The sequence below is a fragment of the Alcanivorax sp. IL3 genome, from assembly GCF_047495465.1.
GTDB lineage: Bacteria > Pseudomonadota > Gammaproteobacteria > Pseudomonadales > Alcanivoracaceae > Alcanivorax > Alcanivorax jadensis.
Genome location: NZ_CP179931.1, coordinates 840,685 through 863,152, shown reverse-complemented (window position 1 = coordinate 863,152; position 22,468 = coordinate 840,685). Strand labels below are relative to the sequence as shown.

At 59.4% G+C, this 22,468-nt stretch carries 19 protein-coding genes; 9 read left to right on the top strand and 10 right to left on the bottom strand.

Features of this window, described 5'->3' with window-relative positions; translation table 11 throughout:
* Window positions 1-120 precede the first annotated feature (120 nt).
* Together ACMG4M_RS04075 and ACMG4M_RS04070 are read left to right on the top strand one after the other, a co-directional pair.
* Window positions 121-549, top strand: a complete 429-nt coding sequence (locus ACMG4M_RS04075; protein WP_035250007.1) for a hypothetical protein — start codon at window positions 121-123, stop codon at window positions 547-549.
* A 217-nt stretch (window positions 550-766) separates the two neighbouring features.
* Window positions 767-2,098 carry an ABC1 kinase family protein gene (locus ACMG4M_RS04070; RefSeq protein WP_414430754.1) on the top strand — a complete coding sequence of 444 codons (1,332 nt, stop codon included), beginning with the start codon at window positions 767-769 and terminating at the stop codon, window positions 2,096-2,098.
* Between the two features lie 21 nt (window positions 2,099-2,119).
* Here ACMG4M_RS04070 and ACMG4M_RS04065 read toward each other — a convergent pair whose 3' ends face one another.
* Window positions 2,120-2,671 (bottom strand): porin family protein, encoded by a 552-nt coding sequence (locus ACMG4M_RS04065; RefSeq protein WP_414430753.1) that lies wholly within the window; start codon window positions 2,669-2,671, stop codon window positions 2,120-2,122.
* 132 nt (window positions 2,672-2,803) lie between these two features.
* Here ACMG4M_RS04065 and ACMG4M_RS04060 point away from each other — a divergent pair, with 132 nt between their 5' ends.
* A complete protein-coding gene (locus ACMG4M_RS04060) occupies window positions 2,804-5,224 on the top strand; it encodes a hybrid sensor histidine kinase/response regulator (protein ID WP_035250001.1) in 2,421 nt (806 codons plus the stop codon).
* Between the two features lie 176 nt (window positions 5,225-5,400).
* On the opposite strand, the gene ACMG4M_RS04055 is transcribed toward ACMG4M_RS04060, so the two are convergent.
* From ACMG4M_RS04055 to ACMG4M_RS04030, 6 genes are all read right to left on the bottom strand, one after another.
* Window positions 5,401-6,750 (bottom strand): vWA domain-containing protein, encoded by a 1,350-nt coding sequence (locus ACMG4M_RS04055; RefSeq protein ID WP_335627475.1) that lies wholly within the window; start codon window positions 6,748-6,750, stop codon window positions 5,401-5,403.
* A 16-nt stretch (window positions 6,751-6,766) separates the two neighbouring features.
* Entirely contained in the window at window positions 6,767-7,696 is a 930-nt protein-coding gene (locus ACMG4M_RS04050) for an AAA family ATPase (RefSeq protein WP_035249998.1), read from the bottom strand.
* Between the two features lie 100 nt (window positions 7,697-7,796).
* Window positions 7,797-8,189 carry a putative quinol monooxygenase gene (locus tag ACMG4M_RS04045; protein WP_272980266.1) on the bottom strand — a complete coding sequence of 131 codons (393 nt, stop codon included), beginning with the start codon at window positions 8,187-8,189 and terminating at the stop codon, window positions 7,797-7,799.
* A gap of 29 nt (window positions 8,190-8,218) precedes the next feature.
* Entirely contained in the window at window positions 8,219-8,902 is a 684-nt protein-coding gene (locus tag ACMG4M_RS04040; protein WP_035249992.1) for a nitroreductase, read from the bottom strand.
* A gap of 66 nt (window positions 8,903-8,968) precedes the next feature.
* Window positions 8,969-9,298 carry a hypothetical protein gene (locus tag ACMG4M_RS04035; RefSeq protein WP_414430752.1) on the bottom strand — a complete coding sequence of 110 codons (330 nt, stop codon included), beginning with the start codon at window positions 9,296-9,298 and terminating at the stop codon, window positions 8,969-8,971.
* Window positions 9,299-9,430: 132 nt separating this feature from the next.
* Window positions 9,431-10,063 carry a TetR family transcriptional regulator gene (locus ACMG4M_RS04030; protein ID WP_035249988.1) on the bottom strand — a complete coding sequence of 211 codons (633 nt, stop codon included), beginning with the start codon at window positions 10,061-10,063 and terminating at the stop codon, window positions 9,431-9,433.
* Window positions 10,064-10,298: 235 nt separating this feature from the next.
* Here ACMG4M_RS04030 and ACMG4M_RS04025 point away from each other — a divergent pair, with 235 nt between their 5' ends.
* The 4 genes from ACMG4M_RS04025 to ACMG4M_RS04010 all read left to right on the top strand — a co-directional run bounded on the left by ACMG4M_RS04025 (window position 10,299) and on the right by ACMG4M_RS04010 (window position 15,983).
* Complete coding sequence (locus ACMG4M_RS04025; protein ID WP_035249986.1) at window positions 10,299-12,305, top strand: SDR family oxidoreductase; 2,007 nt, start codon at window positions 10,299-10,301, stop codon at window positions 12,303-12,305.
* A 218-nt stretch (window positions 12,306-12,523) separates the two neighbouring features.
* Window positions 12,524-14,524, top strand: a complete 2,001-nt coding sequence (locus tag ACMG4M_RS04020) for a GMC family oxidoreductase (protein WP_232222142.1) — start codon at window positions 12,524-12,526, stop codon at window positions 14,522-14,524.
* Complete coding sequence (locus ACMG4M_RS04015; RefSeq protein WP_414430751.1) at window positions 14,521-14,982, top strand: hypothetical protein; 462 nt, start codon at window positions 14,521-14,523, stop codon at window positions 14,980-14,982. The genes ACMG4M_RS04020 and ACMG4M_RS04015 overlap by 4 nt, the downstream gene beginning before the upstream one ends.
* 23 nt (window positions 14,983-15,005) lie before the next feature.
* Complete coding sequence (locus tag ACMG4M_RS04010) at window positions 15,006-15,983, top strand: tocopherol cyclase family protein (RefSeq protein ID WP_272974731.1); 978 nt, start codon at window positions 15,006-15,008, stop codon at window positions 15,981-15,983.
* Between the two features lie 89 nt (window positions 15,984-16,072).
* Here the strand turns inward: ACMG4M_RS04010 and ACMG4M_RS04005 are convergent, their stop codons facing one another.
* Window positions 16,073-16,567, bottom strand: coding sequence for a nucleoside triphosphate pyrophosphohydrolase family protein (locus ACMG4M_RS04005; RefSeq protein WP_272962184.1), 495 nt, complete (start codon window positions 16,565-16,567; stop codon window positions 16,073-16,075).
* Complete coding sequence (locus ACMG4M_RS04000) at window positions 16,554-17,519, bottom strand: alpha/beta fold hydrolase (RefSeq protein WP_272962183.1); 966 nt, start codon at window positions 17,517-17,519, stop codon at window positions 16,554-16,556. Before ACMG4M_RS04000 ends, ACMG4M_RS04005 begins: the two co-directional genes overlap by 14 nt.
* Before the next feature lie 276 nt (window positions 17,520-17,795).
* On the opposite strand from ACMG4M_RS04000, the gene ACMG4M_RS03995 reads away from it, so the two are divergent.
* Together ACMG4M_RS03995 and ACMG4M_RS03990 are read left to right on the top strand one after the other, a co-directional pair.
* The gene (locus ACMG4M_RS03995; RefSeq protein ID WP_232222141.1) at window positions 17,796-19,283 is read left to right on the top strand and encodes an adenylate/guanylate cyclase domain-containing protein; all 1,488 of its coding nucleotides are present in this window, start codon (window positions 17,796-17,798) and stop codon (window positions 19,281-19,283) included.
* Window positions 19,276-20,286 carry a hypothetical protein gene (locus tag ACMG4M_RS03990; RefSeq protein ID WP_272962182.1) on the top strand — a complete coding sequence of 337 codons (1,011 nt, stop codon included), beginning with the start codon at window positions 19,276-19,278 and terminating at the stop codon, window positions 20,284-20,286. Before ACMG4M_RS03995 ends, ACMG4M_RS03990 begins: the two co-directional genes overlap by 8 nt.
* 111 nt (window positions 20,287-20,397) lie before the next feature.
* On the opposite strand, the gene gspD is transcribed toward ACMG4M_RS03990, so the two are convergent.
* Entirely contained in the window at window positions 20,398-22,458 is a 2,061-nt protein-coding gene (gene gspD / locus ACMG4M_RS03985; RefSeq protein ID WP_232222137.1) for a type II secretion system secretin GspD, read from the bottom strand.
* Window positions 22,459-22,468: the final 10 nt, after the last annotated feature.

The window sequence follows — 22,468 nt, the reverse complement described above, 5'->3', positions numbered from 1 at the left end:
ATTGTTGGACAGTTAGCGGGCCTCTCTCCCCTATGAATCCTTACTCTTTGTCCCACGCAGCGCACTTAATCGCTGCAACAAATTCTTTTTTACACCGGACAACGTAAAGGAATCATGATCATGGGCGAGCTGAAAGATCTGCGCGAACAAAGCGAAACTCTGGTAAACCGTGCCAAAGAACTGGGCAACAAACTGTATCTGGCCGGCCTGGGTGCTTACGAGAAGGCTGAAGAAGGCTCTGAAGAGCTGCTGAACAAGTATGTTGAAGCCGGCACCGAAGCTTTTGGTGAAGACGCCGAAGACAAGCCCAAGGCCCTGCTGGCCAGCCGTGGCGCCCTGCTGGCTGCCCGTCAGCTGCTGGACACCGCTCCGGAAAAGCGTCAGGCCCTGTACGAGAAACTGGTAGAAGCCGGCAAGAAAGAGCGTGGCGAGAAAGCTGAAGAAACCAACGAATTCGTGCTGGCCGGCCTGGGCGCCGTAGCCTCCGCACGTGAAGAAGGCGAGAAACTGTTCAACGAACTGGTTTCTGCCGGGGAAAAACGTAGCTGATTCTGTTTCCCTGATTCTGTTGTACTCTCCTTTGGGGCCTGATTTGGGCCCCTTTCTTTTGCCTGCCGTTTAGCGAAAAGCCATCCATCACCCTCCGCTTTATGGCTTCATCCCACCATGTACACCCCGCCGGACAAGCGCTAGAGTCTGATAGCACCTGCTGACTCGGTCACAACGAGCCGAGAATGACTATCCCATAGCGTTACCCGAGGACTCCATGGCTGACGACCGTCGTCGCAAGCGCCCCACCACTGCCACCGGCCGCCTGTTCCGGCTGACCGGCATGACTACCTCCATTGCCACCCGAGTGGCCGGCCACCAGGTCAAAGGGCTGTTCCAGTCCGACGTTGCCAAAGCCGCAGACCGGGAAAAACTGCTTCAGCACATTGGTCGTGAAGTAGCTGCCACGTTAGGGGAGATGAAAGGGGCGGTGATGAAGGTCGGGCAAATCGCTTCCCAGATGCAGGACATTCTGCCCAAGGAAATCAGCGATCAGCTCAAGGTACTGCAGAACGCCTCAGCGCCTATGCCCTTCCATGTGATCCGCCGCCAACTGGAGCGGGAGCTGGGAAACACCCTGGATCAGCTGTTTGCCGATTTTGAGGAAACGCCGTTTGCCGCCGCCTCCATCGGCCAGGTACACCGCGCCACGACTCATGATGGCGACAGCGTGGTGGTCAAGGTTCAGTACCCGGCAGTGAAGGAATCCATTGATTCCGACATGAAACATCTGCGTCGCATCCTGCGCCTGGGCAGCCTGCTCAAGGTTGATGAGGCGGCCCTCGATGCGGTGTTTCGGGAAATCCGCAATCAGCTCCACGAAGAGCTGGACTACCGGCAAGAAGCGGGCAACCTGAAACACTTTCGGGATTTCCATCACGACCAGCCCTGGCTGGTCATCCCGCAAGTGTTCGATGCGTTATCCAGCGAAAAGGTACTGACCCTTAGCCATGAAACCGGCATTGCGCTGGATCAGGTGGATGACGATCACGGCTTTGATCAGGCGACCCGCAACCTGCTTGGCGAGCGCCTTTTCGACGCCCTTGGCCAGCAGATTTTCCAGTTACGGGCGGTCCACTGTGATCCGCACCCGGGCAACTTTGCCTTTCGCCCGGATGGAACCATCGTGATCTACGATTTCGGTGCGGTAAAACGGTTGCCACCCCAGGATGCAGACTTGCTGCGAAATATAGTACATAGCGCGTTGAACCAGCAGTGGGAACATCTGGATACCCTGCTGATGCAACTGGGCGCTCGCAAAAAAGACACCCAGGTCAACGGCCAGTTCTATGCCACCTGGATTGCCTTGTTGCTACGCGCCTTCGATGACAAGCCCTACGATTTTGGCCGCTCGGAACTGCACACCGACATCCTCCGCCAGGTAAAACGTACTCCCCTGGAACAGATGTTGAAGTTTCAGCCATCCTCGCGCAGCCTGCTGATTGAACGAGTGGTCAGCGGCCACTACTGGACGATGATGAAACTGGGCGTCAATACCGCGTTCCGGCCCAACCTGGAAAGGGCATTGGAAGTGACGCCGGATAACTGACATCCGGCGCCCGGCTCCGCCTTAAAATGCGGAACGCAGCCCAACGCTGACACCGGAAATTTCTTCCTCATCGGTATCCACATAACGCATGTATTCCAGATTGGCACCCAGAGTATCGGTCAGGTTGAAATCCAGCCCGGCACCCCAGGATTCATCCTCGAAGGTCTCCGTGTCACTGAAAGAATAGTTCACTCCCGCCACGGAGCCGCTGGCGAAGACCTCTCCCTTCACCTTGCTGTAGCCACCGATCACATAGGGGCGCAGGGTTTCGCCCACCGGCGCACCCAGTTTCACATAGCCGCCGTAAAGATGATCCATCTCGAAGTCGACAATGCCACGGGAATCCTTGTCAAACCCCATGCCACCCCGCGCCTCCAGTGCCAGGAAGTCGGTAAACTCGAAACCGGCACGAATCGTGGCCGCATCAATTTTTAGGGTATCGCTGTCTATTTCCTCGTTGTCATACTGAATCTGGCTGTAGTTACCACCAACGTAGGGGCCAGCCGCAAACGCACCCGAGGCAGCGATCAGGGAACAAGACGCCACCAGAACATTACGCATCATCACTTTCATGAATCTCTCCTTTTGCGTGTAATCACTAGTTTCGAGACGCTGTCAGACGCACAGTTCCTGGTAATCCGGTAAACTCTGTAAAATGTGTCGAAAGCATGCCGCATCCAGATAACAGCGATAACAGGATCGGGAATGACAAAGGGAACCGTCTTCGCAGGGCGACTGGCCGCGTTTATCTGCGCACTTTTTCTATCTTTGCACAGCCACGCCCTTACCCTGGCGGATGACCGCGATAGCTACCAAGCCGCGGCCGGCATGCAATGGCTAGCAGATCAAAATCATGCCCTAAGCCCGACCCTGGCATTGCAGGCCTTGCTCGCCGGCCAGGGGCAGCAGCTGGACACGCCATACCCCTCACTGGGTTTTCGCGACGGGTTCCTGTGGTTCCTGATCTCTGTGGAAAACAACAGCACGCTGCCCTACTGGTTTTTGCGTGTGGGCCGCCCCCATCTTGATTACCTGGACATCTACGTCTTTGACAAGGACGGCAACCAAATCAAGCACACCCGTATGGGTGACCGGGTTCCCTTCCATAGTCGAGAACTGTCCCACTACCACCTGGTGACACCGCTGACACTGGCCACAGACAGCAAGCACCACCTGCTGCTTCGCGCTCAGGGCAATAACGTCATCGAGCTGCCGGCCACCCTGATGACGCCGGCAGCCTTCAACGCGCATGGCAACCGGCTTTCGCTTTTCTACGGCCTCTATTTTGGCGCCATCGTCGCCATGTGCCTGTTCAATCTGCTGATCTTCCTGTCCATCCGCGACCCCAGTTATCTGCTTTATGTGCTTTATCTCGGCACCTTCGGCCTCAACCTGTTTACCCGGGAAGGATTGAGCTACCAATGGCTATGGCCCGACGCCACCCTCTGGAACCATTACTCCCTGCCGGTGCTGAACCTGATGACACTGGCGTTTTCCATGCTGTTTGCCGGCCAGTTTCTGGAGCTGAAGAAACGGGCGCCGCGCATTCACCGCCTGTTGCTGGTCACCGCCATTGCACTACTGGTCACTACGCCGCTGACGCTTCTCAACTTTCATTTTTCCATTCAAGCCACCACCGCAGTGGTCATGCCCTGGCCTTTTGTGGCCATCGCCCTGTCCCTGTGGCTGATATTCAAGGGCTATAGCCCGGCACGCTATTTCCTGCTCGCCTTTACCGCCGTGGCCACCGCCACGGTGCTTTACGTACTGAAAACCTTTCAGCTGATGGAAGGGGGCTGGCTGCTGGAGAATGCCATGCAGATTGGCACCTTCACTGAAGCCGTACTGCTGTCCTTCGCGCTGGCCCACAGGATGACGGTATTGAAGAGTGAGAATGCCCGCATTCAGCGCGAAGCCAACGAGGTATTGGAACAACGGGTGGATGAACGTACCCGGGAACTGAACAGCGCACTGAGTGCGCGCAGCGAATTCCTGGCGGTAATGAGCCACGAGATTCGCACCCCGCTGAACGGCATTATCGGCACCGTGGATATGCTCAAGGGCACACCCCTGGATGGGGATCAGCAGCACAATCTGAATGTGATCGAGCAATCCGGTAACAGCCTGCTCAACCTGATCAACGACATCCTCGATTATTCCCGCATCGAAGCGGGCAAGATGCCCATAGAGCAGACCAGCTTCAGCCTGGAGGATCTGGTCAGCGAATCCCTGGCCCTGTTTCAGCACAAGGCCCATGTGCATTCCAATACCCTGCAGACCGAGCTTGATCACAACCTGGGGGAGCGCTGCCTGGGCGACCCGGTTCGACTGCGGCAGATTCTGGTCAACCTGATCGGCAATGCAGTGAAATTCACCAGTAACGGCGTTATCACGGTCATGGCAGAACGGGATGAACAAAACCCGGACTATGTCTACTTCGAAGTCTCGGATTCCGGCATCGGTATTGCCCCGGAGCAACTCAAGCACCTGTTTGATCATTTCCATCAGGGCGACAGCTCCACCAGCCGACGCTACGGTGGCACAGGCCTGGGGCTGGCGATTTGCCGACAACTGGTGGAAATCATGGGCGGCGAAATCGGCGTCTTCAGCCGGCAGAATGAAGGCTCACGGTTCTGGTTCCGCCTGCCTCTGCCCGGCACCCATAACGATACTGGCTACCTGCCGCAAAGCGAGGACAGCGACTTGCCCAGCCTCTCCGGCGGCCGACTGCTGATCGTGGATGACAACCATATCAACCTGATGGTGGCCGAAGGGCTGTGCCAGAAACTGGGCTATGAAACGGAAGTGGCGGAAAGCGGCATGGAGGCCATTGCCGTGTTGATGTCTACTCAGCAGTCGTTTGATCTGATTCTGATGGACTGCGAAATGCCGGACATGGATGGTTTCGAAACCTCACGCTCGATTATCAAACTGCAACAGGAAGGTCGCCTGCCCTGGATTCCGATTGTGGCCCTGACCGCCCACGCGGTGCCGGACAAGATCCACGCCTGCCACGACGCCGGCATGGTGGCCCACCTGGCCAAGCCCATCAACAAGGCACGCCTGCTGGCCACCCTGAAACAGGTGCTGCGTGATCCGGGCAAGGTCTCACGGGATCGCGCCTGAGGCGCGCTCTACAACACCTTTTTCTCACCACAGAGGGCACAGAGTTCTCTGAGTAAAGACAAACCTGCATGCAGGTGTAGGTTGCAATGAGTAATACATACGAATTACTCCACCGCACCAGCAGCGTAAATGGGTTTAGCTCAGTGAACTCTGTGCCCTCTGTGGTAAAAACACGCTTAGTCCAACGCCCCCAGCAAACTATCCACCACCCGCTCCAGGTCATTGAGGGTGGCACACTGCCGGGCCAGGCGGCAGTGAGGCAAGTAGCGATCCATCACCGCATCACCACTGTTCCAGCGCCCCCGGGATTCCGGGTTCAGCCACCAGACCTGTTTGACCCGGCGGCGGATGGCCTGCAGCGTTTCCGCCCCATCGGGCAGGTAATTGTTACGGGCATCGCCAAGAATTATTACCGTGGTGTGAGCATCCAGCTCCCTTTCACAACGGGCCTGAAAGGCCCGGAACATCTCCGCATAATCAGTGCCGCTACCCGACAGACGATCCAGCACCTGCCCCACTGCCACCTCGGGGGAATAACGGGAAAAATCATCGGTGATTTCATCAAAGCGCGAGGCAAAGGCAAAGCTGCGCACCCGTGGCAATACGTCGTTCATGGCGTAGAGAAACTGCAGTAGAAAGCGAGCGGCATCGCTGACCGAACTGGACACATCACAGATCACCATCACCCGCGTCTTGCGGGGCGGCCGACGGCGCCAAAACAACTTCGCCGGCACCCCGTCATGGCGGATGCTCGCCACCATGGTACGACGGGCATCCAGCATTCCCCTCCGGCTGGTTTTCATGCGTCGCTGATGCAGGCTGGCCAGTCGCCGAGCCATCTTGCGCACCAGGGCCTGGACGTCACGAAACTCGCGCAGATCACGAAATGGCACCGCCCGCAGGGTCTGCTCACGCAGGGCCCGGCCCTTGCCGGCACCGTGCAACAGAAACTGGCGCCGCACCTGACCAGCCGCCTGCTCACGGACCCGGGCTCGCCACTGCCGCAACTGTTCCGCCCGGGCCTGCTGACTCGGGTTGCCCTGATCCAGTTGCAACACCCGGTCGTCCACGGCCCCCATGCCCATGTTCATCAACAAACGGCGGGAATAAAGGCCCTGCTGGGTAATCACTTCCATCTGCGTGAAATCCATCTCGGCAGCAGCTTCCGCCATCCGTTGCTGCAACTGCTCCGGGGTGCTGGCCAGCAGGGCTTCTGCCTGTTGTTCCTCAGGGGTCTGTGCTGAAGCCGGGTCAGCTGCGGGTGCCGGCATAGCCGGTTCCATGTCCCCGGACGGGTCGACACGGGAGTCCTCGGCCTCGAAGAAACGGGCAAAGGTTTCTTCAAAGGCTGGCCTGTCCTGTTGCTGCTTGACCAGGGTAACGGCCAGCGCATCGTGAAAGCGTTGCCGCCGGGCATAGCCCACCAGGGCCGCCGCATCCATGGCCTGGCTGGCTTCATCCGGAGAAATCCGCAATCCGGCCCCACGCAGGGCCTGGACAAATTCGGATAAGCGACGAGTTGGCATCAGCGGTTCCTGCCCCCTAGCGCTTACCGAGCTTGCGCAACCAGGCCGGCAACAACTCCCGGGCCAACGTCACATCCTGCTCGGTCTTCAGCACCAGATTGAGAGTGTCAGCCACCTGGGCATGCTCCAGGCTGTCCGCGTGCAGCAGGACCAGCGCCCGGGCCCAATCCAGGGTTTCAGAAATGGCCGGCAGTTTTTTCATGTCCTGTTCGCGCAGATGCTGGATAAACGCCACCAGCTGTTCCCGCAGGCGAGCATCCAGATCCGGCACCCGGGTGGCCACGATCTGCGCTTCCAGTTCCGCCGCCGGGTAGGGAATATAGAGATGCAAGCAACGACGCTTGAGCGCATCGGACAGCTCCCGCTGGTCGTTACTGGTGAGCAGCACCAGCGGCTGGTGCTTGGCTTTCACGGTCCCCAGTTCGGGGATGGAAATCTGGAAATCGGACAGTAGCTCCAGCAGGAAGGCTTCGAACTCCTGGTCCGCCTTGTCGATTTCGTCGATCAGCAGCACCGCCGGCTCATCACTGCGCAGGGCATGCAACAGGGGGCGCGGCTCCAGAAAGGTATCGCTGTAGAACGCTTCGCCCAGATCCCCAAGCCGCTCCATGCTGGCTTCCAGACTGTCAGTGTCGGCCAACATGCCGCCCAGCTTGTCCCGCAACAACTGGGTGTAGAGCAATTGCTTGCCGTATTTCCATTCGTACAGGGCCCGGCTTTCGTCCAGCCCTTCGTAACACTGCAAACGGATCAGCGGCGCTTCCAGAAACGCCGCCGCGGCTTTGGCCAGTTCAGTTTTTCCTACCCCGGGAGGGCCTTCCACCAGCACCGGCTTGTGCAATTGCGCGGCAAGATAAATCGCCAGGGCAATCTGTTCACTACAGATATAGCCCTGCCCGGCAAAACTGCGGGTAATCTCTTCGACGGAATCAATACGGGTTTTCATGGAGGCTCCTGCAACAGAACTCAGAGGGTAGCGCAGGAAACCCGGGGCGGGAATGACATCTGCACGCATGCTGCATACGGCAGGTTTTACCTGGGGTGCCTCAGTGCAGGGTAATATTGCCCGCCAGCACCAGCGGAGCGATCTCGGCCACTTCTTCCACGATAGGCTCGCCGTCCAGGCTGTTCACATCAAAGCGGGCGGACGTTACATCGCCATCAATCATGTCCGGGATCGCATCCAGAAAGGCATCCACATGCTCGGAACCAAAATGGATTTCCAGCGCATCCAGATCGGTCCACTGCTGCCAGACCACGATCACCCGCGGCTCATCCGCCTGCAGGTATACCTCGTAAGCCAGACAGCCGTGTTCACCCCGGGAGGATTTCGCCAACGCCTGCACCAGCTCCAGCGCCTCTGGTTGCTGGTCCTGTTTCACGGGGAAAGAGCCTTTGACGATGATCATGAGGGTCCATTGCGCTGGTAAAACGACCATTGTACCACAAATCCGCCCCTGCTGTCCGCTCAGGTGCCGCCGCAGAAGCGTACCGAGTCGCCCAGCGGCACTCGCCCCACTCGGGTGCGATTGGCCGCCACATCGACGTTTTCGTAGCCGAAACTGATGCCCAGCACGATGGCAGTGCTGTCCGGAATTCCCAGCAGTTCACGCACATCGTCCGGATAGTAGCGCATGCTGCCCTGGGCACAGGCACCCACTCCATGAGCGGTCATGGCCAGCAGCAGAGACTGCACGTACATGCCCACGTCCAGTGCCACGGTAACGCCGAAATCCCGCTCCATGCCGATAAACGCCACATGGGGGGCATCGAACAGTTCGAAGTTACGCAGCTCCGCGCGGCGACGACCTTCCCGGTCTTCCCGGGCTATCCCCATGCTGCCGTAGAGCGCCATGGCGCAATCCACCTGCCGCTCCCGGTATAGACCCTGGAAACGAGGCAGGCTCTCATAGTCCGGCGCAAAGGGAATGCCCCGACTGACCTTGTCCACCAGACGCTCGCGTAAAACGTTGCGGGTTTCACCGCTGGCCACCCATACCTGCCAGGGCTGGATATTGCAGTTTGACGGGGCGTGCTGTGCCAGCGAAAAAATCGCCTCCAGCTCTGAATGCGAAACCGGCTTGTCGAGAAAACCGCGCACGGAACGGCGTTCGGTAAGCGCATGGGAAAGGGTCATGGAATCGGCGTTCATGGGTAACTCCTCTGAATTACCCGCCAGTCTAACCAGACATGAAAAGGGCGACGATGACAGAAACGCTCAGGCCGCCTCGCCGGAAGCCTCGCGCATGGCCTGACAGATCTGGTCAATCACCGGAGCTGCAAGCTCCATGCGACCATCGCAGCCAGCCACACCAAGACGCAGCGCACAAGCCGGGCAGAGCACATTGAACACCAGCTCGCCCCCTTTGCTGCGCGCTGGTAGTACCGCCCATTTGTCCTGGCGCGCCTGCTGCCCAATACGATGGTAGTAATCCAGATTAATGTCACCACCGGGCTCGAAATCAAAGGTGGTCGGACAGCGGCTGCAATTGAGCCACATGTCGTACAGGGCTGCCGCGTCGTAGGGATCCCTGGGATCAAATGACATCGCCACCTCCTGTGGCAATAGAGCAAATGTAAGTGAGTAGTTTTATGCATTTTTTGTCAAAAACCCACGAATCACGTCACATTTGCCTGTTTTTTACACTCCTCAAAGAGCCGGTAAGGCAGCACCGGAGGGTTAAAGACGGGTGCCCTGAGCCATCATTCGCCCCCCCAGGGCCATCATTTCCAACTGCAGGCAGGCATGGTCCGCCAGCACCCTGCGCGCGGTTACCGTGTTGTCGAGCATGGAAATGCCCGCGCCGAACATGATGGCAATGGCGGCTTCCGCCTCCTGCTCCGCCGGCACAGGCTCACGTCCCTGGGCAGCCACCGCCTGGCGCACGTCCTCGGCCAGCTCGTCCACCAGTAACTGCAGTTCCCGCTGGATACGCATCCGGTAGCGGTCATGGCTGCCCAGCCGCTGCTGCACCAGCAGGCGGAAGTCGTTTTCATAGTCGTTCAGGTAGCGCACAAAGCGCCCGACCAGCTCTTTCACCGCCCGGGCCGGGCCGATTTCGATCATGCTGCGCCGCTCGTATTCCATGGCCGAACGCAACCGGAAACAGCAGGAGTCGATCAGTGCCAACCCCAGTGCATCCATGTCCGGAAAATGATTGTAGAGAGAGGTGGCGGCAAGCCCGGACTCCCGGGCCACTTCCCGCAGGCCCAGGCTATCCAGGCCCCGGCCGCCAGCCATCAGGGTACGGGCGGCTTCCAGAATGCGCTCCCGGGTTTGTCGTTTCTGGCGCTGTCGCGTGGTTTCAGCCATAACATTATCACTAACGAGTGTTAGTTAAATATTCCCATGAATACCAGTCATCGCGCAACTACATGCTGGTTACATAATAATCTTTGACAAACAAGTGTTAGCTGAAAGAGAATTCGCCTTACAGTTGTAAGGCAAGAAATTTGGCTCTTACCGATCTCACGGCGCATCATCAACTAGCGCTACAACACAGACTGCCCGCTTACAGCGGGCAGCAGGGAAGCAAAAGGGGAAAGCAATGAACTACTTCGTCACCGGTGCCACCGGCTTTATTGGTCGTTTTCTGGTTGGTCGTCTGCTCAAGCGTGAGGACAGCCGGGTATTTGCCCTGGTTCGCTCCGGCTCGGAATACAAGCTGGACGCCCTGCGCCGTCGCCTGGGTGTGGATGCCGACCGTCTGGTGGCCATCCAGGGTGATATCAACGAAAAATTGTTGGGTGTCAGCAAGCGGGATCAGGATGACCTGAACGGTCAGGTGGATCACTTTTTTCATCTGGCCGCCATCTATGACCTGACCGCAGACGAAAACACCCAGCGCTACACCAACATCGAAGGCACCCGACAAACGCTGAAGTTGGCGGAAAAACTGCAAGCTGGCTGTTTCCATCATGTCTCCTCCATTGCCGCCGCAGGTCTTTATAACGGCACCTTTACCGAGGACATGTTCGAAGAAGCAACGGGCCTTAACGACCCCTACCTGCTCACCAAGCACGAGTCCGAAGCGCTGGTGCGTCAGGAGAGCAAACTGCCGTGGCGCATCTACCGTCCCTCCATGGTGGTCGGCCATTCCGAGACCGGCGAAATGGACAAGGTCGACGGCCCCTACTACATGTTCAAACTGATCCAGAAGCTCAAGGATGTACTGCCCAACTGGATGCCATTAATCGGCGTGGAAGGCGGTCACTTCAATGTGGTGCCAGTGGACTTCGTCGCTGACGCCCTGGACCACATTGCCCACCAGCCTGACCACGATGGCCAGTGTTTCCATCTCACCGCCGATCGCAGTTACAACCTGGGCGAGCTGATGGACATCATTGCCGGTGCCGCTCAAGCCCCCCGCTGGCCAGTGAAACTGGATAACAGCCTGTTCAATGTGGTCCCCGGCTTCGTCAAGAAGGGCGTCAGCGCCATGACCCCCAAGCTGGTGGTCAACACAGTGCTGGAGAACCTGGATATTCCCCCGTCTGCGCTGCAGTTTCTTACCTTCCCCACCGAGTACGACAACCGTCGGGCCCGGGAGGCTCTGGCCGACAGCAACATCCAGGTACCGGACCTGGAAGGCTATATCCAGCAGCTGTGGGATTTCTGGGAAAACCATCTGGACCCGGATCGCGGCGACCGCAAGGATGAATTGCAGCCCCTGCCCACCCTGCCGGAGCGAGTGGAAGGCAAGGTAGTGATGGTTACCGGCGCCACCTCCGGCATCGGCAAGGCCACCGCACTGAAGCTGGCCCGTGCCGGCGCCACCGTGCTGGTGATTGCCCGTACTGCCGAAAAACTGGAAGAGACCCTGCACGAAATCGACCAGCTGGGCGGCACGGCCCAGGCCTACAGCTGCGACGTGTCAGATCTGAGCAGCGTGGATGATCTGATCCAGCAAGTGACTGCAGACCATGGCCATGTGGATGTGCTGGTCAACAATGCCGGTCGCTCCATCCGTCGTTCCGTGGTGCATTCCTTTGAACGCTTCCACGATTACGAACGTACCATGCAGCTCAATTACTTCGGTGCACTGAGACTGATCATGCAGCTGATGCCGGGCATGATTGAGCGTGGTGGCGGCCACGTGATCAACATTTCCAGCATCGGCGTACTGACCAATGCGCCGCGTTTCTCCGCCTATGTGGCGTCGAAAGCGGCATTGGATGCATTCACCCGTTGCGCCTCCAGCGAACTGGCCCATGAGGGCATTCGCTTTACCACCATCAACATGCCGTTGGTACGCACCCCGATGATCGCGCCCACCAAGATCTATAATCATGTGCCTACCATCAGCCCGGCCCAGGCAGCGGATATGATCTGCGATGCCATCGTGCGCCAGCCCAAGCGCATCGCCACCAACCTTGGCGTGATGGGTCAGGTGATGCACTTCCTGACGCCCAAGGTCACCGAGACCATCATGAATACCGGCTACAAGCTGTTCTCGGATTCCTCCGCGGCCCTGGGCGACAAGGAAAGCTCACCGAAGAAAATTCGCCGCGAACAGGCAGCCTTTTCACGCCTCTTCAAAGGAATCCACTGGTAACAGGCAGGAGACACTAGGCAGAGCACGCACCTCACCAGTTGCATGAATGCGTGCCGTAAATAAAGAAAAGCCCCGGAGACCGGGGCCAAAGAGTTTCCGGAGACAACCGGAAGCATACGCAGCGGGATCATATCCCGCTGCTATCCTCTCTCCTTGCCCCTTTCCTCGCCTTGATCGACATCAAGGTTTTTGCCCGTAGCCACAATCTGCAGCTGTCAGTGAAGACAAGCACGCATTCCCAAGCTGACTACACTGAAGCCATGGGACAACTCACGCTTCGCCATCACCCCACCGCCATCGCCCTGTGCCGCGCGCTTTTTCCCGCAGGGGAAACACTACCGGCAGCGGATACCGATGCCCTGCTCGGCAAGATGGATGCGCAACTGGCCGGCCACCCGGCCCTGCAGCGCAGCCTGAAAGCCGGTTTACTGTGGCTGAATAACCGCCATCGACTGGTACGAGGCCAGGCCTTCCATCGAGCCAGCGCGGCCCGCCAGGCCCGCTTTCTCGACAAACTGGCCGCTACGACGGTGTCCGGCAAACTGCTGCGCCTGCTGGCCCTGCCCTTCAAGGCCGCCTATGTACTGGATGATCGGGTAGAGCAAGCCACCGGCTGCCGGGAACCAGTGCAACTGCCCGCCCAGACCGAAACCTTTCGCTGGCAACAGCAGATCACCGCCGCCCGGGACTGCGAGGAGGACCTGACCCTGGAAGCGGATGTGGTGATTCTGGGCAGCGGCGCCGGTGGCGCCGCAGCGGCCTACGAGCTGGCCTGCCGCGGCCTGGCAGTGGTGATTATCGAGGAAGGCCAGTATTACGACCGCAGCCACTTCACAGGCAAACTCACCGAGGTGATCCCCAAGCTCTACCGCAGCTGGGGCGCCACCGTGGCCACCGGCAACGCCATCATCCCGGTACCGGTGGGCTGCAATGTGGGCGGCACCACCACCATCAATTCCGGCACCTGCATGCGCACCCCACCATCGGTGCTGGCCCGCTGGCGGGAGCAGGGGCTGCATGATTTCACCGAACAGAGCCTGGCACCCTGGTTCGAGGGCGTGGAGCGCATGCTCTGTGTGCAACAGGCAACGGCAGAGACCGTCGGCCCTATTGGCGACATCATCGACCAGGGCGCCGCCGCCAACGGTTTTTTGCAACGCCAGCCACTGATGCGCAATGCCCAGGGCTGTGACGGGCAGGGGCTGTGCCAGTTCGGCTGCCCCACGGATGCCAAGCAATCCACCAACGTGAGCTACATTCCCCGGGCTCTGGAACGGGGCGCCTTCCTGTTCAGTGGTTTCCGGGCCGAACGACTGCATCGCCAAGGCAGCCGCATTACCGGCGTCACCGCCCGCGGCACCAATGCCGCCGGGCACCCGGTAACCCTGCGACTCACCAGCCAGCGCACCATTGTTGCCATGGGCAGCCTGTTCACCCCCCTGTTCCTGCAACAGCAAGGCGTGCGCAATCGCCATCTGGGTCGCCATCTGACCCTGCACCCGGCGGGGGTGGTCAATGCCCTTTTTCCGCAACAGGATCTGGCCAACGGTCGCAGCATTCCCCAGGGCTACGGCGTATCGGACTGGGAAGAACAGGGCCTGATGTTCGAAGGCGGCACTATCCCCCTGGCCGGGCACAGCCTTCTCAACCCCCTGTTCGGGCGCGACTGGGTGCGCTTTACCGAAGACTATCCGCACACCGCCTACTTCGGCTTCATGATCCGCGATACCAGCGAAGGACGGGTGCGCCGGGGCCCCCATCGGGGCCTGCCGCTGATCCGCTATCATATGAACCGGCAGGACTTTACGCTGTTTAAACGCGGCATCCATGCCCTGGCATGCTGGTATCTGGATGCCGGTGCCGAGCAGGTTTTAATCCCCGGCCTTAACCGCATCGTGCGCATTCACAACCGCGCCGAGCTGACGCGCTTTCTGCGCTCCCCCCTGAAACCCACGGATTTTCTGATCAGCGCCTATCACCCATTGGGCACTGCCCGCATTGCCGCCTCTCCCCGACAGGGCGTCTGCGACAGCAATCACCAGGTATTCGATAACCCGGGCCTGTATGTGATGGATGGCGCCAGCGTGCCCACCAGCCTGGGCGCCAACCCCCAGGTCACCATCATGGCCATGGCCAGCCGGGCCGCCGACATCCTTGCCCGGGAACTGCTCGACGATATGGATTCCACCCACACACCACCACAAGGAGAATGCGCATGACTTTGGGCCTGTTACTCAAGGAACGCATGAGCGGCTGGCTGCAACTGGACAGTCAGGGCCACCAACAACCCTTCGCCTTCCAGATTCGCGCCTTTACCACCCGCATCTTCAGCGTCAGCGCCCCGCGTTACTTTCGCGGCACTGTCAACCTGGACGGCGAGGACTTCGCCTGCGAAGGGGAACTGACCATTCATCTGAACGGCCCCCATTACTGGCTCACCTTCAACCACCCGGAGCAGGGCATGCTTCGCGTGGAAGGCAAGAAGCAATATGGTCGCAACGGCCTGCTCGCCTCGCTGATCACCTGCCCGATGACGGTCTACCGGAACCAGCAGGCCATCGGCCAGGCGGAAGTGGCCTACCGGGAAAGCATGCTGGCCTTCCCGTTCACCGCCCTGCGCCTGGTGGACGAACAACAGGCTTACCAGCAAGATCATAGCGTCAGCTCGCTCCGCTAATCGGCCAGACCCAGGAGCCACGCATGATTCCCTACTACGGCCTGCAGGCACCCGCCAAAGGCGGCCACTACGAATCCTGGTTTGTGCGCGCCAACCACCCGCATAAACCCCAGGCCATCTGGATTCGCTATACCCTGTTCCGCGCCCGGGACCGGCGCCCTGCCCTCGGCGAAGTGTGGGCGGTATGGAGTGATGGTGCCCGGCAATGCACCCACGCGTTCAAGGAAGAGTTCCCCCTGGAAAGCTGCCGTTTCAGCACCTCACAGATGCAGGTGGACGCCGACGATAACCATCTGCAGCCAGGTGCCCTGCAAGGGCAACTGCGCCGGGACAGCGAACAACTGAGCTGGGATCTGCACTACGATGACGGGGAATCCCCACTGCTGTTTCTGCCTGAGAGCTTCTACCTGCGCCCCCTGCCCAAGGCCAAATCCCTGGTCAGCCGTCCCCATATCCGCCTCAGTGGCACCCTGACGCTGAATGGGGAAACCATCGTGCTGGACCAATGGCCAGGGAGCGAAAACCATAACTGGGGAAGCCAGCATACCGACCGCTATGCCTGGGGCCAGGTGGTGGGCTTCGACAATGCGCCGGACGCCTTTCTCGAATGCGCCACCGCCCAGGTGAAGGTAGGCCCGCTGTACAGCCCACAACTGTCCATTGCGGCCCTGCGACTGGACGGGGAAACCCTGCTGTTCAACAGCCTGTCGCGTGCCCTGCGCGCTAATGCGGACTACCGCCCTTTCCAGTGGGCCCTGCAGACCGGTAACGGCGATGCTCGCTTAAGCATCAACATGACCACGGTGGCAGACAGGGTAGCTGCCCTGACCTATTACAACCCGCCCGGCGGCAACAAGATCTGTCTGAACAGCAAACTGGCCAGCGTCACCGTTAGCCTGTCCCGGCGCGGGCAACCGGAACGGATGCTGCACAGCGCCCATGGCGGGGCGTTTGAAATTCTGACGGACCGATTGCCTGCGGGGATGGCTCTGCAGATCTAGTCTGAGCCGTTCGCTTTTGAAAACGCTCCAACGACTCGCCGGAAAGTGGCTGGCAACGCAAACCCACAGGGCAAAACGAGCCTCACTCATTATTTCGGGTCATTACCGCTCTGACGGGCCAGCACCGGAGCCAACGCCGGCGGCGAGTAGGCTGGCCCCTTGAGGACCTTGCCACGAGCATCCTTCACCGGTTTGCCGTCAGCGCCCAGCTTGCTCATATTGCTGCGATGCACTTCCTCGCAGGTGGCATTCAGGTCTATGCCAAAGGTATGCCCGGCACCATAGGTCACATAATTGATATCGGTCAGCGCATCGGCCACCTCTACCATATCCACGCGAAATGACTTGAGCGAAGCCAGTTGTTCCCTGGCCGTCGCCAGAGTATCCAGAAAGGTCTGTTGATCCGCATCGGGCTGCTGGCAGGTAGCTTCGGCCAGTTCATGAAACTCTTCTAGCAGCAGGGCCAGACGCAAACGGATGGTGGCATCGTCCGGCACCACCGGCTGCGGTTCCACCGGCAGGGAAAAAGCGCGATGAAATTCGGCCACCCGGTGAAAATTGCTGGGTTGCTCAGCCTTTGCCATCCACTTCCTCCAGGAATGCGATCATTTCACGGTTAACCTCGGCGGCCTGCTCCATCTGGATCCAGTGCCCACACTGGTCCAGCATCACCGTGCGCAGATCCGGAATATAGTCGGGCATCCGCTGCAGGGCTTTTTGACCAAACACGATCACCGGGTCCTGCATGCCACCGATAAACAGCGTGGGCATGGGAAGCTGCCAGTTATCGTCGTCACGGCTTTCTTCCCAGGACGCATCCATGGCCCGATACCAATTGATCGGCCCGGTAAAGCCGCTGTGCTGGAAACGTTCCACGTAATAGGCCAGATCCTCTTCACGCATCCAGCGCGGCTGCTCGGCAGGGGTAGACATGGATTGCAGGAAACCAGTGTCATCCGGGTGTGCCCGGAAATCAGCGATACCATCCGCTGACAGGCTGTGGAAGATCTTGCGCAGACTGATGGGTACATCTGCTTCCAGCTCCTGCTCCGGCAATTGCGGCTGCTGGAAGTAGAGCATGTAGAAGAAGCGGTCCTCGAACAGCCGCTGCATGGACACGGTGGGGGCCTCCGGGGCCGGCCCGCCATAGGGGACCGACATGCCCACCACCGCACGAATCATTTCTGGATAGCGGCGCGCCACCTGCCAGGTCAGCGCACACCCCCAGTCGTGGCCAATCAGGATGGCCGACTCATGGCCGAGCGCCCTGATCAGGGCGACCACGTCCTCCGCCAGCACGCTTTGCCGGTAGGCATCCACCTCCGCCGGGCCACCGGTATAACCATAACCGCGCAGATCCGGCGCCACCGCGTGGTAACCGGACTGGGCCAGTACCGGCAACTGGTAGCGCCAGGAGGCCCAACATTCCGGAAAGCCATGCAGACACAACACCAGAGGGTTTCCCGGTTCCCCGGCCTCCGCCACGAAAAAATCCAGACCATTGGCAGCCAGCTGCCGCTCACGCATAAATGCCATACTCACTCTTCCCGATTCCGATTCAGCCGGTCTCCGTAGACAACTACTTACCCGACACGACGAAAGTGCTATTGTTAGCATATTCGTCTGCTCATTGTTGTGATGTCGGCGCAGGTGTAAAACCAACAAGAACTCTGCGCCGTATCGGCGGTCCTAGCCGAGGCAGCGCCACTCCGGGCCCACCAAGATTGCCCGGATTGACCTGTGAATCTGACAGCATGACCCGCCGCTGACAAGCGCGCAAAGTGACCGTTACGACTCAAACAGGGAAGCATCGTGACCGAGCCGCAAGGACAAGCCCGCCCCACGAAGCCCAGCCGCATTGGCGAGTGGCTGGCTCCCTATGTGCCGGAATACTTCCCGGTGGCCTGGAAGCTGGGCTTGTCTATTTCCCTGCTGATTCTGTGCGGCATGACCATTCTCGGTTCCCTGCTGCTCAACAATCAACTGGACCGCATGCGCGATCAGGCAGACACCTTCGGTGAAGCCATTGCCCTGCAACTGGCCAATACCGTGCGCGAACCCCTGCTGGCCGATGACACCTTCCTGCTCAAGGTCCAGCTCAATAACCTGACCCGCAGCGACAGCGTGCACGGCGCTGCCTTATTCGACCGCAGTGGCAACCTGGTCGACAAGGCCGGCATATTACCTCTGGCCGCCAACCCGCTTCAGGAACAGATCAAGCACTGGGAGCTGCAGGGTGAACCCATCACCACTTACTACGCTGCCGTGGATGTGAGCGACACCGTCGCCGGTTACACCGCCATTTCCCTGTCCGACCGTCCGATCATGGCCGCCCGGGAGTCAGTACAGGGCACCATGATTAATGCCACGCTGATCATGAGCGTGATCGCCATCATCGCCTCTTTCCTGATCAGCCGGCGGCTGGCCCGTCCTATTCACGATCTACTGGCGGCCACCAGCGCCATGCGTCGTGGCGATCTGAATTACCGGATCCAGGATCGCCGCAATGACGAAATCGGCGGCCTCATCGAGGCCTACAACACCATGGCCCACGGCATGCTGGAAAAAGATCAGGTGGAGCAGGTACTGAAGCGTTTTGTCAGCCCGTCTGTGGCACACAACATGATGGCAGACCTGGACCAGGTGCAGCTGGGTGGCCGCGATGTCCATGCCACCGTGGTGTTTGCCGATATTGTCGGCTTCACCCGGCTGTCAGAGACCCTGCCCCCGGATGCCATTGCCGACATACTCAATGTCTATTTCGATGCCATCACCACCGCCACCACCTTCTACCGTGGCACCATCGACAAGTACATGGGCGACTGCGCCATGATTGTCTTCGGAGTGCCCGAGAAGGATGACGAGCACCTGTTCCATGGGCTGTGCTGCGCGGTCATGATCCAGCGAATGGTAGAACGACTGAACGAGCAGCGTCGCGCCCAGGGCCATACCACGGTGGAATTCCGTATCGGTATCAATTCCGGAGCCATGCTGGCCGGCAACCTGGGCTCCCGTGAGCGCATGCAGTACACCGTGGTCGGAGATACCGTCAACCTGGCCTCGCGCCTGTCCAACATGGCCGGCGGCAATGAGATCATTGCTGCCTCGCCACTGCTGGCCAACCCCAACATCGCGTCACGGGTACGCGCCACCGAATACGGCGCCATGCGCATCCGCGGCAAGGCCGAACCGGTGGGCACGTTCCGCATTGATGGCGTGCACGCCCTGTCAGAAACCCTGATGGAACAGCGCATCGCCCAGTTCCTGGCAAAACTGAATACGGAGTCGCAACGTGCGTAAGGCCGGCCTGGTAATGGCAGCCCTGCTCGGCGGCTGCGCCACCCTCGGCGACCCGGAACGGCGGGTCAGCGAGGCCCTGGCGGAAGATAATTACGCCAGCGCAGCGGCCATCATTGAAGATACACACCCGGATCACGACCAGTATGCCCTGCTGCAAGAGCAGTACCCGGGCATCATTCTGGCCAGCGACCAGTACCGTCAGCGCCTGATTCTTGAAGCCGAGGCGATGAGCCGTAAACAGCGCTGGCAACAGGCCCATACCCTTATTGAGGCCCATCGCGACAAGGTAGTGGACCCCTCTGCCCTGGACGAACTGCTTACTGCCCTGACCAGCCTGGAAGAATATCAGTTCAACCAACTACTGGCTGAACGGCGCCGGGCCCAGGCTCTGGCCCTACAGGAAAGTACCGGCCTGACAGACAAATTAAGCGGCTTTCACCTGCCCCGCGCCAAACAGGAACGACAACAACTGGCGAACGAGCGCTTTGTGGTGGTTGAGGATCTGACCCGGCTGGGGGAGTACTTTGCCCAGCGTCAGCAATGGCTGCTAGCGCGCGACCTGCTGAGTGCAGCTCACCGACTGGCACCGGATCAGCCTCCGTCTGCGCAACTGGCCAAAGCACAACAGATTCTCAATGACGCCAGCCAGCGGGCCCGGGCCCGGCACAATCGCGGCCTGCTCACAGAAGCGGAACAACTGATGGCTCGTTACCAGCGAAATGGTCAGCTGGAATCCTTGCTGGCCGCCCGCCACTTCCTCAAACAGCATCAGAACAATCCGGTTCTGGTTGACCATCGAGAGCGCCTGGAGCAATGGGCGCGACGCCGTTTTAGCGAAGAGATGAATACTGGCGAGGCCCTGTACGCCCGCGGCCAATACCGCGAAGCCTATCGGATCTGGAAGCAGGTAGCCCCCCTCTACCCGGACAATGAAGAGCTGAACAAGAAGCTGGAGCGCAGCCGGCGGGTGCTGGCTAACTTACGCAACCTGCAAGACGACTAGGCAGCCCCCCGAAACATGGCGCCGCGCAAACGACTGGCTGTCGATAAACAGTCATAAAAAAAACGCGCCATGACAGGCGCGTTTTTTTATGACTTGTTAGCGGTGAGGGAATTATTCCTCCTCGCTGTCAGCATCCTCAACCTCAACGTTCTTCGGGGAATCGTTTTGCTCGGCTTCATAGGCATCACGGTATTCCACTGATGCGCTACTGCGGCCCTGGAATACTTTCTCAAGACTCACCGGCAGCGGGTTGCGCACTACCTGCTCCAGCTCCCCCTTTCGATTCAGCTCGAACTGCAAGGCAGTAATACCCATATATTTCTGCCGGGTCATGCTCAGCAGCCGTTCGTTATCCGGCAGGATAGTGGGCCGCAGAAAGACCATCAGGTTACTCTTCTCTCGCGAGTTACTGGTCGAGCGGAACAGGATACCCAGCAGCGGGATGTCACCCAGGATCGGCACTTTACGTACCGTCTTGGTGATGTTGTCGCGAATCAGGCCGCCCAGGGCAATGGTCTCGCCATCGTCCGCCAGCACCGTACTTTCCAGCTTGCGAGTGGTGGTAACGATGTCCGCGGCTTCACCGACAGAATCCTTCACCTGGGAATTTTCCTGCTCCAATTCCAGGCGGATGGTGGAGAGCCCTGCCACATGGGGAGTCACCTTAAGACTCAGGCCCACATCTTCACGCTGAATGGTCTGGAACGGATTGGACACGCCGGAGCCGGTACTGGTACTGGTGCCGGTAATGAAGGGCACGTTCTCCCCCACCACGATGGAGGCTTCCTGGTTATCCAGAGTAAGAATGCTGGGGGTGGAAAGCAGATTTACGTCGGTGGACGTGGACAGTGCCTGGATCAGCGCCCCCCACTTCAGATCCCCGTTGGAGTCCTGCTCCCCGAAACCCATGGTAATGCCGTCGCCCAGGGCCAGGCCTGACGGATCATCGGTAGCCAAGGCCTGAACGATGGAGTTAATGGTAAGCCCCGCGTTACCGAAGTTGATGGCGCCGACGCCGCTTTCGTCACTGCCGCCCACATACTGAAAGCCCAGTGCCTTGCCGGTATCACCGGACACTTCCACGATGGCAGCCTCGATAAGAATCTGCGCCCGGCGCACATCCAGCTGGCTGATCACCGACATAATTTCCTTCATCATCGCCGGCTCTGCGCGGATCACCAAGGCGTTGAGAGACTTGTCGGCCTGGATGGAAACCTTGTCACCGGTAATGGATGCCGCTGCGGTCTTGCCATCTGCACCCGGCTTGGCCGCCGAGGCGCCCTCGGCAAAATTCTTCAGCAGCTCGGCCAGCGCTTCCGCGTCACCATGACTGAGGCGCACCACCTGCACGCCGCCTGTGGCACTGGCAGGGGTGTCCAGGTTGCCAATCATCTGTGCCATGCGCTGGCGGGTAATCCGGTCACCCTTGATGATCAGCCGGTTGGTGCGTTCATCCGCTACCACCGTCACACCCCCGTCCTTGGTCTTGCCGCGACGGCCGCCGGTCTGCGGCGTCAGGCTTTCCAGCATTTTCACCATGTCGCCGGCAAAGGCATGCTCCAGCTTGATCACCTGCACGTCCTCAGACTCGGCATTGTCCAGACTGGCAATGATCGCTTCCATACGGCGAATATTGTCCATGTGATCACTGATGATCAGGGCATTGGCCGAGCCCACGGCGGCCAGGTGGCCGTACTGGGGCACCAGCGGACGCAGTACCGGTACCAGCTCTTCCACTGGCGAGTTTTCCACCGGAATCACCCGGGTCACCAACGCTTCGCCTCCAGATTCATTCTTGCCTACCAGTGGCAGGTTGCTTTGCTTGGCGGTGGTGTTGGGAACGATCTTGATAATGTCACCGGACGGCACCGCCGCGTAGCCATGCACCTGTAACACGGAAAGGAACAGCTCGTAGACCTCTGCGGCAGACAGCGCCTTGGTGGACACGACGGTAACGTCCCGGGCACGAACGCGGGGGTCGACCACGAAGTTCTTGCCGGTCATGTCGGCAATCTGGCTAATAAACGCCTGGATATCCGCATTGCGGATATTCACCGTCCAGCTCTTGCCGTCTTCACTGGCCGCAACCTGGGCATGGGCGGAAAAAGCCATTACCGACAACAGCACCACAATCAGTGTTCGACGTGCCGAGGCTTTGAAAAAGGACATCATAAAACCACTC